General features: G+C 36.8%; 13 protein-coding genes. 5 read left to right on the top strand and 8 right to left on the bottom strand.

What is annotated here, in order from left to right; all coding sequences use genetic code 11:
• Window positions 1-22: 22 nt before the first annotated feature.
• The 5 genes from ACERII_RS20515 to ACERII_RS20535 form a co-directional block, all read right to left on the bottom strand.
• A complete protein-coding gene (locus tag ACERII_RS20515; RefSeq protein ID WP_373644798.1) occupies window positions 23-1,051 on the bottom strand; it encodes an STAS domain-containing protein in 1,029 nt (342 codons plus the stop codon).
• Window positions 1,052-1,295: 244 nt separating this feature from the next.
• The gene (locus tag ACERII_RS20520) at window positions 1,296-1,940 is read right to left on the bottom strand and encodes an SDR family oxidoreductase (protein ID WP_373644799.1); all 645 of its coding nucleotides are present in this window, start codon (window positions 1,938-1,940) and stop codon (window positions 1,296-1,298) included.
• Between the two features lie 74 nt (window positions 1,941-2,014).
• Window positions 2,015-2,971 carry a calcium/sodium antiporter gene (locus ACERII_RS20525; RefSeq protein ID WP_373644800.1) on the bottom strand — a complete coding sequence of 319 codons (957 nt, stop codon included), beginning with the start codon at window positions 2,969-2,971 and terminating at the stop codon, window positions 2,015-2,017.
• Between the two features lie 411 nt (window positions 2,972-3,382).
• Window positions 3,383-3,577, bottom strand: a complete 195-nt coding sequence (locus ACERII_RS20530; RefSeq protein WP_373644801.1) for a hypothetical protein — start codon at window positions 3,575-3,577, stop codon at window positions 3,383-3,385.
• Between the two features lie 477 nt (window positions 3,578-4,054).
• Window positions 4,055-4,846, bottom strand: a complete 792-nt coding sequence (locus ACERII_RS20535) for an SDR family oxidoreductase (protein WP_373644802.1) — start codon at window positions 4,844-4,846, stop codon at window positions 4,055-4,057.
• A 208-nt stretch (window positions 4,847-5,054) separates the two neighbouring features.
• On the opposite strand from ACERII_RS20535, the gene ACERII_RS20540 reads away from it, so the two are divergent.
• Window positions 5,055-6,341, top strand: a complete 1,287-nt coding sequence (locus ACERII_RS20540; protein WP_373644803.1) for an ATP-binding protein — start codon at window positions 5,055-5,057, stop codon at window positions 6,339-6,341.
• 82 nt (window positions 6,342-6,423) lie between these two features.
• On the opposite strand, the gene ACERII_RS20545 is transcribed toward ACERII_RS20540, so the two are convergent.
• On the bottom strand, window positions 6,424-7,560 hold the full coding sequence (locus tag ACERII_RS20545; protein ID WP_373644804.1) for a M20 peptidase aminoacylase family protein: 1,137 nt from the start codon (window positions 7,558-7,560) through the stop codon (window positions 6,424-6,426).
• 31 nt (window positions 7,561-7,591) lie between these two features.
• Window positions 7,592-8,860: a M20/M25/M40 family metallo-hydrolase gene (locus tag ACERII_RS20550; protein ID WP_373644805.1), complete on the bottom strand. Its 1,269-nt coding sequence runs from the start codon at window positions 8,858-8,860 to the stop codon at window positions 7,592-7,594.
• Window positions 8,861-9,037: 177 nt separating this feature from the next.
• On the opposite strand from ACERII_RS20550, the gene ACERII_RS20555 reads away from it, so the two are divergent.
• Window positions 9,038-9,244: a helix-turn-helix transcriptional regulator gene (locus ACERII_RS20555; RefSeq protein ID WP_373644877.1), complete on the top strand. Its 207-nt coding sequence runs from the start codon at window positions 9,038-9,040 to the stop codon at window positions 9,242-9,244.
• Entirely contained in the window at window positions 9,241-9,681 is a 441-nt protein-coding gene (locus tag ACERII_RS20560) for a hypothetical protein (RefSeq protein ID WP_373644806.1), read from the top strand. Before ACERII_RS20555 ends, ACERII_RS20560 begins: the two co-directional genes overlap by 4 nt.
• A gap of 45 nt (window positions 9,682-9,726) precedes the next feature.
• Here the strand turns inward: ACERII_RS20560 and ACERII_RS20565 are convergent, their stop codons facing one another.
• A complete protein-coding gene (locus tag ACERII_RS20565; protein ID WP_373644807.1) occupies window positions 9,727-10,407 on the bottom strand; it encodes a hypothetical protein in 681 nt (226 codons plus the stop codon).
• 145 nt (window positions 10,408-10,552) lie between these two features.
• Between ACERII_RS20565 and ACERII_RS20570 the strand changes: the two genes are divergently transcribed.
• Together ACERII_RS20570 and ACERII_RS20575 are read left to right on the top strand one after the other, a co-directional pair.
• The gene (locus tag ACERII_RS20570; RefSeq protein ID WP_373644808.1) at window positions 10,553-11,515 is read left to right on the top strand and encodes a D-2-hydroxyacid dehydrogenase; all 963 of its coding nucleotides are present in this window, start codon (window positions 10,553-10,555) and stop codon (window positions 11,513-11,515) included.
• A gap of 300 nt (window positions 11,516-11,815) precedes the next feature.
• Window positions 11,816-12,763, top strand: coding sequence for an ROK family protein (locus ACERII_RS20575; protein WP_373644810.1), 948 nt, complete (start codon window positions 11,816-11,818; stop codon window positions 12,761-12,763).
• Window positions 12,764-12,923: the final 160 nt, after the last annotated feature.

Here is a 12,923-nt window from a genome sequence, read left to right on the forward strand (position 1 = left end):
GACGTTGACACCTTTTTTATGATTAATAGCTATTCTCTATCCTTCTTCCACTTTGCGATAAAGCAAAGTATATTCCATGTTGTAATGTTCGAAAGCAGTCTAAGTTAGAAAAATCAACATTATTTTGCGTCATTCTTAAGCTCAACTCATTTGAGATACCCACTAATATCGTTTTTGTTCCTATCAGATATGTCGCGCTTACTAGTTTCTCTACCATGCTTGCCGCAAAGGAAGAAAAGTCTTTATCTATCCCAGTTAGGTCTAATAATAAGTAGCTTGCTTCATGTTTCGGAAGCATAGATAATGTTTTTTCTATTAGTTCCTCTGCCCTTTTCTCATCATACTTTCCTAATAATGGTACAACTACAATATCATCTAAAACGGGAATCATAGGTGCAGAAAGTGTTTGTACTAGTTTTTGTAATTCCCTTGTTTTATCTTCTACAAGCCCTTCAAGCATCTGAATCTCTTTTACTTCTCTCTTCCGGGCAAGTTGATGAATATTCTCTGTCACGGTGATACTAGATGGAAAATAATTAACTTTTGTATACTCATGACCCTCAATTTGGTATTCTACCACTTCATACCAGATATTCGTATGGAATAATCCAGTAAAAATCCCAGCGTAATGCGCTGGCAAGAATGTTCCACCTGTTCTTTTTTGTTGAGCAACACCAACTTTATATTCCCAATCATCTTTTAATTTTAAATTAAAGCTTTTGATCTCAAAATCAAGGTTCTCAATAAATACTCTACCCCACCCTGCTGAAGCATATGTATTCGTAATTAAGTTAGCCGCTTCTTCCACACTTACCATTTTTAAGTTTTGAAAATATTCTCCAACAATTAACCCTTGGCGAAATCCTGTGGTTTCTAATACTACATTTGCAGCTTCCTCTCCCGAGACTTCTTCGATCGTATCAAAGAACATCCTCATAGCAGATGATATCCAAAAGAGTACTGCATCTTCCCCTTCGAACTGGAATTTACCTGATTCTAAATCCCAATCAAAGTTTAAACCGCCGACATTCGTTTCTGGTTTTAAGTTCATAGAAAACTCCTTTATTACTAAATTATCAAGCACTTGTATCTAATTATATTGTATAGGTTAATACAGAACTTGTCATTTATAGGGAGGCTTTGTCTAATTCTATTTGTCTGGAAAAACACATTGATCAATTTGAGACATTACTATAAGTAAGTCTAACTCTACATGTTGTAAATCAGTATCTACTACCATTTTCTGTCCATAAGAAAAAGGACCATCATCATTTTGATGATCAGTCCTTTAGGCATTATAGTTGTTTTAATGCAGTTTCAATTTCTGATTCTCCGGTAAGTAAGTCAAATGAACGCTTGTATACGTTCTCTTCACTTAAAGATGCTACAATTACTTTTGCTACATCCTCTCTTGAGATTGATCCTCGTTCTAAGTTTTCCGCTATAGAAACTGTTCCTAAACCAACGTCGTTCGTTAATGCTCCTGGTCGGATAATAGTATATTGAAGTCCGCTCGCTTCTAACATTCTGTCTGCATAATGTTTAGCTACAAAATAAGGTCGAATGGCTTCGTGCCAATTATCTCGATTATTTGCTTGTAAAGCACTAACCATAATAAAACGAGATATCCCCATTTTTTCAGCGACCTCCATTGTTTTCACAGCTCCATCTAAGTCGATAAGTAACGTCTTATCAGGTCCTGTCTTCCCCCCAGATCCTGCAGTAAAGACAATAGCATCACATCCAGTTACAGCTTCACCAATATCTTCCACCGTACCTTCAAGGTCTCCTTGAACTGTTTCGACACCAGATTTTTCTAGTTCCGTCTTTTGCTCTTCTTTGCGAACCATAGCTCTCACACTATGGGAATCACTTCTATGTAATAGGTTTACTACATGTTTGCCTATTTGACCATTTGCTCCCACCACTAGTACTTTCATAATTCTTTTCTCCTCTCATCAAGAAAACTTCAACTTTTCCATTCCCTATTGTGTCTTTAGCAAAACATGAAGATTTAATTTCTTATAATGACATAAATCAAATACATTACATAAATAAACGATAGAGATAATCCTTCGTACTTGCCAATACACAGCCTTGTTCTAGAATATAAAAATAACGCAACCGTCAGTAATATCATGATAAAAATATCAGTAAAAATCTTTGAGTTTACTGGTAACGGAGTAATGATCGACGATATTCCTAATACGAATAAGATGTTAAATATGTTACTACCGACAATATTTCCTAATGCGATTTCACTCTGTTTTTTCAGGGCTGCTGTTATTGATGTTATTAATTCTGGTAAAGATGAACCAATTGCTACAATCGTTAAGCCCACTAGTGTCTCACTCATCCCCATCATGTAGGCGATTGTCGTACTACTTTCCACTACAAAATAACCGCCTAAAATAATCCCAGCAAGACCAGCAATGGTGATAGTGATGTTTTTCCCCCACTCTTTTTTGCTTGTCTTCACTTGTACCTCTAAGGATTTATCTCGACTATTTCTCGCTATCTCAAATATGTAGTACATAAAAATAGCAAAAAATAACAATAGAATAATTCCGTCACTTCGAGTAATGACATTTACTTCCGTCATCTGTAGCTGCATATCACTCATTAAAACAAGCAGAGCAACACTTGCCAGCATTACAAATGGTATTTCTTTTCTTAGTGTTTGACTCTCTACCTTTAACGGAAAGATCACTGCAGTTAACCCTACAACTAATGCTGTGTTAATAATATTACTTCCAACCACATTACTTATTGTTACTTCCGTACTTCCTTCTAGCGCTGCAATAATACTTATTGTAGCCTCTGGTGCCCCAGTACCAAAAGCCACAATAGTTAATCCTACAAGCAAAGGTGGTATCTGGAGTAGACTCGCTACTTTTGATGAACCTGACACAAAGTAGTCTGCGCCCTTAATTAACAAAACAAACCCTAATAACAATAATATGTATGTCATCTTTCGTTGCCCCATTTCATCCTGATCATCTACCTATGTTTTACGGTATCCAATATTGTTAATCTCATGTAAGAATGTAGAGATTAATATAAGATTCTTTCTTGAAATTACACGTATCAGAATATCTATTGATACTAACTGTTGGTTTGTATTCCATTCGCTTCAGCCCACTCCTTTTCTGTGGGGAGTTGCACTCATTCCATATAAAGTTAATAGTACTAATTTACTTCATAATGTATTTTCAAACGCCATAGTGCAAATTTTTCACATGCATGGGATTATCCTGCGGAGTTTCACATTTTTATAATTAGTTAAACTATCTAGGGCAGATAAACATATTCTTAAAGTACAAGTCAAAAAGAAACAAGCAAACTAGACTATTTTGCTTGTTTCTTTTTATTTATTTTACTATTATTTATTTACATACTCGGTTACAAGGCTTAAGAAGCTGTCCTGGCTCTCTTTACATTCTTCAATATAATGCCTGTCAGAACAAAATACTGTCATTGATTTACCGTTTTTAAATACTTCCACACATGAGATGTAATCAGTATAGGGAAAAGTTACGACACTTAATTCGTCTGTTAATTTTATTTCCTCTCTCAAAAAGCCCTACCTCCTTTAGAAGTTATTGTTTTATATTCTGAATATTCTAATTATATATATTATACTACTTTAACATCAATATAACAGCATATTTATTACATTTTTATTTTTAATAGTCTGCCATGAAAATATGTGTATCAGACTATCTAGTGATACTAACATTGTTGGTTGGTATTCCATTCGTTACAGTCCACTCCTTTCCTGTGGGGAGCTGGACAACCTCTTCTCCAATTGGTCTAAGAGCAGCCCAGTGCTGTGGGCACGGCGGGCGTCATGTCACCATCCTGGTTCCGCTCTGCTTTCCACAAGACATTGAATACGCTTCCTTGAAACCACACCTCACGCAGAAAATGCATTAGCATTTTTCAAGTACTCTCGCCGGCTTACACTCTTACCAAAGAAAGTGGATAGCACTATAACATGCTTCACAGCGTATTTTCATCCTCCATGGTGAAAATAATCACTTTCCTGGTTGTTCTACCCTTTTAATAATGACTCCCCACCATCAATATATATTTCCGTACCAGATATATGGGAGGATTTATTGGATACTAGAAATTCAACTAAGTCAGCAACCTGTTCAGGTGAACCTGGGCGGTGCTCTAATGGTTGATCTCCTTCAGGATATTCCACCGGTATAGCAACCTCATCTAAATCTGAAGATTTATGAATACTTGCACCTATATTTGTTTTAATTCCACCTGGACATATTGCATTCACTCTTATTTTATATTTTGCCAGCTCCAGAGCAGCCATTTTCATGAATGCGACTTCCCCTGCCTTGCTAGTACTATATGCTGAGAATCCAGCTTGGGAAAAAACTCGATTACCACTGACCGAACTATTTATAACAATGCATCCTCCGTTTTTTTTCAAATATGGTATTGAATACTTTACAGTTGCAAATGTTCCTCTTAGATTTGTATTTATTGTTTTATCCCATTCTTCCATGTCCATCGTTTCAATAGGCGATAGAGCTCCTGCAATACCAGCGTTAGCAAAAACAATATGTAGGTTTCCCCAGTATTTTATGACTTTTTTTATTCCGACTTTAATATCCTCAGCATTAGCTATATTACAAGATTCTACAATTACATCATCATGAAACTTTTCTATATAGCTCTTCGTTTCTTCCGCTTTTTCTAGATCCAATTCTAACAAAGCTACCTTTACGCCAAGTTTCGCAAGACGGATTGCAACCGCTCGGCCCATGCCTGATGCCCCACCAGTGATAATTGCTACCTTACCTTTTATATCATCGTAAATCATTATTCCACTCCTATTAGTATGTTCCTGTATAGTATTTCCATTCCAGACTAACTTTAGTAGTATATATATGAATACAAAATGATTATTGACAATTACTACATATATTTTACAATTATAATATCGAATCGCATTATAATTTTCAGAATTATATATCAATATAAAAATTCTACTATTGTAATTGCCTAGATCAGTGTTAAAGGAGGTCTATATGGAATGGCTTTTTGAAGACCTATTGTTAAATTTCCTTTTTCTCTTATTTTTCTTACTTTTAATACCTATAGTGCTAGAACAAAGTACCGCTTCTAAAAAATCTAAAAAAACGATTATGCTATTTACGTTTCTTCTTACCATTATTAGTTGTCTAACCTTTCCTATACTTAGTGAAGATGGGTATATTTTCGATTTACGTTATGTGGGAACAATTATAGGTGGACTATACGGAGGAGTTCCCGCAACCATTGTGATTTGGGTAGTAACGAACTTGTATCGGTTCCTTTTTGGAGGTACAGGTGCTTGGTTAAATTTAGCATTCACCACTTCACATGCTATATTGCTCCTATACATATTAAGATACTTTAGACGATCTCCAAAACTGACAAAACTGATGATAGGTACAGTAATTGCTTTTACTTCCAGCTTACTAGTGGCAATTGTAATCTCATTGTCTTATCTTTCATTTAGCCTATTTAATATCGCAGTCTATATTTTTGCTCAAACAATTGCAGTTGCAATCATTATATACATAACTGAAATAATATATGAAACTGCACTCTTGCGATTACGTACGGAAAAAATGGACTTAGTTAGTCAACTTGCCTCTTCCATATCACACGAAGTCAGAAATCCCTTAACAGTGGTTCGAGGATTTTTGCAACTATTAAGTCAAACGGATTTACCACATAAAAAGAAACAGGAATATTTAAATATTGCAATAGAAGAAATTGATCGTGCAAATAGTATTATTGGTGATTATTTAACATTTGCAAAGCCACAAGCAGCAGAAACAAAACTCCTTGACACAAAGAAGGAACTAATACGCGCACTTGATGTCATTACTCCATTAGCTAATATGAATTCTGTTTCCATTGAGGCAAAAATTCACTCATTTATGATCTATGGGGAAAGTCAATTATTTCAACAATGCATATTAAATATAACAAAGAACTGTATCGAAGCTATGCCGAATGGTGGAACACTAACCCTCCAAACAAAGTTGGATAACAACAATGTGATTTTATGTATATCTGATACAGGAGTGGGAATGACCGAGGAACAAAAAAGTAGGTTAGGTGAGCCTTATTTTACAACCAAAGGAAAAAAAGGAACTGGGTTAGGAATGATGACCGTTTTCCGAATTATTGAAAGTTTAGATGGCACTCTCTCCATAACTAGCGAGTTAAATAAAGGATCTATATTTTGTATCCGTGTGCCCCTAGTAAAACAGAAAGCAATCACTAAAAATGAAGAAGAAGTAGCAGCAGTATATGAAAGCTAAGTAAAAGGCGACTCACAATAAACTGGTCGCCTCTTCTATGTCCATTCACTACTCTACAACAATATCTGCGTTTTTTGCTTACTCACCTTTGTTCCGCTCTTTCTTCTAACGTATTTATTACTACCTCTGATAAAATCTTTACCCCATTAATCATTGCATCTTTATTAAAGGTCATCTTAGGATGATGCAATCCAGGAGCTAGTCCACACCCAAGTCCAAGCATTGCTGCTTTCAAATGAGGACGTTTAATCGTATAAAAGTGAAAATCATCTCCTCCAGTTGTAATAAGAGGTTCCCTTAGATTGGCCTCACCAATAACATGTATAATAGCTTTTTCCATGAATGCTTGCGCTTCCTCATGCACTTGCGCAGCAGCAATAGATGCAGTTTCTGTTAGCTCGATGCCGATGTTATAGTAGCTTTGTAATGAACCAGCAATTTGCTCTACCTTTTCTGTCAGTTCATCCATCACTTCATTCCTCTGAGCTCTAAGATCTATACTAAAAGTAGCCGATCCTGGAATGATATTGGCACTCTCTCCTCCTGCATGAAACGACGTCATTTTTACTGAGTAAGACTCCATTGGGTTCAGGTGAATACTATTTAGCATTGTAATCATTTGTGCTCCAACTTCAATTGCATTTTTCCCAAGGTGAGGTCTCGCAGCATGCGCATCATCCGCAGTAATTTTCCCTTGCATTATTTTTGCCGCACCATGAATAATTGAAGGAACTGCTTTTCCATCCTCTAGCTCTTGAATTGGTCGAAGGTGAATTCCATATAAATAATTAACATCATCCACTACACCTTCTTCCACCAAATGTAATGCTCCCGTTCCCTTTTCCTCTGCTGGTTGAAAAATAAAGCGGACTGTTCCTTTAGGGGGGGGCGTAATCCCTTTTAATGCCATTGCAACTCCACATACTATCGCCATGTGTGCATCGTGTCCACAAGAGTGATTTGCTTTGAATGTTCCATCCACCTCTTGCCACAGTGCATCCATATCTGCACGGACAGCCACCATAGGAGATCCTTCACCTATTTCCGCGATAAGTCCAGGGATATTGTCAAATGTCCTTACCGAAATCCCTTGTTCTCGTAAAAATTCAGCAATGTATTTTGTAGTATTATACTCTTTCCAACTAGTTTCAGGATTTTCGTGAAGGTATTCAAAAACTCTGGTAATTTCTTGTTCTATATCTTTTAAATTAATAATCATGAGTTTACTCCTCTATCTGCTGTATGAAAGATTATTTACGTTTTGGTAAAACGGGATCACTACCATTTTTTATCCCCACGAGACCTAGAATCGTTAAAAAGACTTGTTGTGGTCCATAGAATGAATTGGTTGCATCAAAATACTCTGATAGCGTATGAGCTCCACCAAACATCCCTCCACCACCAAGGGTAACCGCTGGAATTCCTAAGCTGATAGGAACATTGGAATCAGTGCTACTTGATGGAGCTAGCTTCGGCTCATATCCCAAACTCTTCGTAGCTGACGTGGCAGCTTGTACAATCATAGAGTGGGCACTTTGAGTACCAGCTGGACGATTACCTACTTGTTCTAATTCTACCTTGATAGAGTTTGTATCCCAGCGTTTGTTTTCTTCCGCAACTGCTGTATGAATCTCTTCTAATATTCTAATTTCAAGTTTTTGAAGTTCCTCCGGGTCCGTAGAACGGATATCTACTAGCATCGTTGCTTCCTCAGCAATTGTATTTACTGACGTTCCACCGCTAATTGTTCCCACGGTAAAGGTTGTTTTCGGCTCGTCAGGCGTTTGTAAATCAGAAATTCTTGCTACAGCTCTTCCTAAAGCGTGAATGGCACTAGGTGTTCCAAAATCTCCGAAGCTATGCCCTCCTTTGCCGCGAAACGTAACACGATATCGATGACTTCCTGTTGCTAGATACGTCGCTCTCGTAGGCGATCCAGGTTCTATAGAAATGAATCCATCAATATCATCTCGATTCTTGAAAAGAGCTTTCACCCCGTTTAAATCTCCTAAGCCTTCTTCTCCAACTGTTGCTCCAAAAAGAATATCTCCCTCCGTTTCTATGTTGAAGTTGTTGAAAAGTTTCAGTAACGTTAGAACTACCGCCAATCCTCGTCCATCATCAGCTATCCCCGGTGCATACACCTTATTTCCATCTCTTCGTACTTTCACATCCGTTTTTTCTGGAAAAACAGTGTCTAAGTGAGCTGAAACAACGATCCTTGGCCCATTACCTGTTCCTCGATATAAACCAAACACATTTCCCACTTGGTCTTTTTCTATATTTTCTAAACCTAACTCTTCTAATCTTCTTTTAAATTCCTTTCCGCGCATTTCTTCTTGAAACGTTGGGGCTGGAATTTCTGTTAGCTCGATTTGATCTTGAAGAGTTTGTTCATTTTGCTCTTTTAACCAAACTAAGCCTTCTTTCACAATACTAGTTTGTAAAAGCTGTTTATACACAACTGCTACTTCTGGTGATATATATACTTCCTTGTTTTCCAGCATTCCATCCGACATTCGAATTCCTCCTCAATATATACCTTTTATTTTACCAAATAATCTGGCAATTGTTTATTTAATTTACTCCCTAGTCAATGTAATGTATAACTTACAAAATGCAAAATATAATTTACATTATGGAATATATACATTACAATAATGATGGTATAATTTGACTTGGAGGATTGATATTTGTTGAAAAACAACGTGAAAATCGCTCGAATGCAAGTAAATTTAACACAGCAGCAACTGGCAGAAAAAATAGGAGTAACAAGACAAACAATTAGCTTAATCGAGAAGGGGAAGTATAATCCAACGTTAAAGCTTTGTTTAGAAATTTGTCATACTGTGAACAAAACGTTAGATGAATTATTCTGGGCAGAAAAGGAGAGGAATGAATGATCAAGAAAATACAAGATGAACGTTTGAAACTGGAAAATCTAAAAAATATTCGAACCGTTTTCGCCATACAAACGATACTCCTAGTCAGTCTTTGGGTATATGAAGCTTTCATTCAAGGAAAAGGAGCCACCGGTACACCACTAACCTATGTCGTTCTCATCCCTAGCATCATATCTGCTTTATTAAATATGCGGGTATCTGTTGAAAATGAAGACAAACCGAAATCAGCTAGATCCTTATTTAATTCTTTAACAAATATCATTATACTATCGATCGTCGTTGGTATTGGTTCTACATTACTATTGTATGTGATTTTAGGTGAAGGTTCATTAATGGATAGTCTTATCATGGGTGGAGTGTTTTCTCTCTGTATCTACGGTGCGTTTTCTTATGGATATTATGTGAAAAAGAGACATGACGAAGAGGAAGAAGAATAAGTTACAGATATACCTCAAAGGAATATTCCTTTGAGGTAGTTCCATTTATATTGTCACATTCAGTTTTTGCGTCACTATTCGCATAAATTGACGTTGGGCAAATTGGTTATTATAGATATAGTCATCGGTTAATTGTAAAAAACTTTCTTTGGATAGACCAATATCTGCTTGTAGGCTTTCTAGCCCGAGATCTTCTTCGTATGAATGGATGATATACTCTGCAACTTCTTTCGGAGAACGAAAGATGTTGATGAAAAATGAGATTCCTTTCTCTTTATTCCATTGTTCGTTAAACTTTTCACCCCACTCTTTTATGTCGTGAGAAATAGCATGTTCGTCTTTTTCCCAGAACTGGATTAGCTCATAGTAAACATCTTCCATCTGCGTTATTCTTTCTTCGTCCTCTGGAAGCTTTTCTTTAAAATAATCTAAAACCTCACCTAAATCTTCTTCAAAATAGTAGGAATCGTCAGCTTCATCATCTAAAATCCCTAAGAATGCAGTAGGCAGATAGAAAAATTGCAAAAAGCCAAGGACACTCTGTATGTTTGGATAAACAACCCAGCTATCTTCGTATAAGTTACTATAAGAATTTATTATAGAAATTTGCAATATTACGGATCCTTTATTTAGTGGTATATTATCATAAGATCCGCTCCATATATCCACATTTTTCGAAGTCTTCCCCTTCCAATAGCTTGGAAAAGAATATTTACTCTGTCTCATTGTACTCACCTTATTTCATCATGATAGCTTATCCTTCCATAGTAACCTAACTCTCGTTTTAAACTCAAATGTACCAACCTTTAATTTTCTTTCATGATATTTATCATATAAAATAGAAACAAATGAAAGGATGGGAGATATCAAAATGTCTACGAAAAAACTTGTTATTCCGAGAAACATTGATCCTACTCTCACTGAGAAAATAAAATCTATTATTCCTGCCTGGGAAGTTTTTGTTGGAAAAGAAAAAGAGATTTGGATAGATCAATTGCAAGATGCGGAAATCATAGCTGGTTGGACAAAAGAAATAGAAAAGAAATGCATGTGCCGAAAACCGCACCTTCGCTGGCTTCAAACGTGGAGTGCTGGTGTAAACAGTATTCCATTAGATGAATTCTCCAAACGAGAAATTACAGTTACCAGCGCCAATGGAGTCCATTCCTTTCCTATTTCTGAAACAATCTTTGCACTCATGTTAGGCTTAACTAGAAAAATCCATACCTATGTACGGAATCAACAAACGAAAACATGGGAGAACGCTGGATTAAAGCTTGAAATGCATAACAAAACAATCGGTATTATTGGTGTAGGTGCCATCGGAAAAGAAACCGCAAAAATCGCAAAAGCATTCGGAATGAAGGTTCTCGGAGTTCGTCATTCTGGTGCTCCTGAAGCAGATGTAGATCAAATGTACACACAACATGAATTAAATACAGTGCTTCCACAGTGTGATTATGTTGTTATAACATTACCCCTCACGAACGAGACAAAACAAATGTTTTCCAATAGACAATTTGAATTAATGAAAGACTCCTCTTTTTTTATCAATATTGGTCGCGGAGAAATTGTTGTAGAAGCAGATTTAATTGAAGCACTTACACATGGTCAAATTGCTGGAGCGGGTTTAGACGTTTTTGAAGTGGAACCTCTACCGGAAGATAGTCCATTATGGGAGATGGAGAATGTTATCATCACCCCACACACGTCAGGAGCAACAGAACACTACAACCAACGATTAATAGAAGAGATTTTCATACCAAACTTGAAAAATTATGTTGCAGGTACTCCTCTTTCTATTAATGTCGTGGATTATGAAAAGGGATATTAACGAGGAAAGATATCTATCAGATGAAAATAAATTGAGAAGAAGATTAATACTATTATCATTTTATAGAAGGAGCGAAAGTCCACGAACTACAGTGGGAAGTTGAGTAGGGGCGAGATACCGCAAAGCATGCTTTCTTGACAATTTAGTCCTGCTTCCTCCAGACTTTGTCAAATATCACGCGCTTTCTTAAACGTAGCCTTGAAAAAGATACTCTTTATGTAAAATTATAGAATCATCCAAACACCTTTTAAGGTAAAATTAATAGCATGATATATTTTGAGCGAAATGGGGGAATTCACCATGTACCGTATCGGCATCGACATAGGTGGAACAAACATGAGAGTTGGCGTATTTGCAGATGGGGGAGTTCTTATCTGTAAGAAAAAGGTTCCAACACACTCTCATGAGGGTGTTGCGGCAACGATTGAACGTTTGAAAGAGTTAATAAATCAAGTTTTACAAGAAGGAAACTTACAAATATTAGATATGAAAGGAATAGGTATCGGTTCTCCTGGTCCTTTAGATCCTTTTAAGGGAGAAATCCAAGCACCTCCCAATTTACCAAGTTGGAAGAATGTACCGTTAAAACAAATTATACAAGCGGAATACAACATCCCAGTATTTTTACATAATGATGCCAATGCAGCTGCATTAGGAGAGTACTTATATTCTTATAAAGAAGAAGTGAAAAATCTCGTATATATTACTGTTAGTACAGGTATTGGTAGTGGTGTGATCGTAGACGGGACATTGATGTTGGGTCACAACGGAAATGCAGGAGAAGTGGGTCATATGATCATCCGGCCTGACGGGGAAATGTGTGGTTGCGGAAATCGTGGTTGCTTGGAAGCACAAGCTTCAGGAACGGGCATTGCTTCCTTAGCGAAAAAACATTTAAGAAATTCTAACGCTTCCTCCACACTAAGAAATGTAAGTCCTCTAACGTCGAAGGAAGTACTGGAAGCTGCTCAACAAGGTGACAATTTTGCAACCACATTAATGGACCAAGTTCAAACAGATTTAGCTATTGGAATTACAAATGTTGTCCATGCTTACAATCCTCAAAAAATAGTATTTGGAGGAGGCGTTATGGAATCTGGTGATACATTTATAAACGCAGTTATTGAGAAATCTCGTAATATCATCCTGCCAAGTATTGGGGAAGGTTTGGAGTTTTCGTTGACTACACTTGGAGGAGATTTAGGACTCTATGGAGCAGCAGCATTAGTAGATTATTTTGAAAAATAGTAAGAATCAGAAGCCAGACGCCATATCAGAATTTAAGTGGCTGGGTCAAATGTGTTTTCGCACTCAATATCCAACGAACTGATACTGTGTATATTATCGCTACGGAAATATACTTCGCTTTCCGTGGGCGGCTGGTGAGCCGCCGAGAGCTTAACACTCT

This window comes from Evansella sp. AB-rgal1, assembly GCF_041820985.1.
Lineage (GTDB): Bacteria > Bacillota > Bacilli > Bacillales > Salisediminibacteriaceae > Evansella.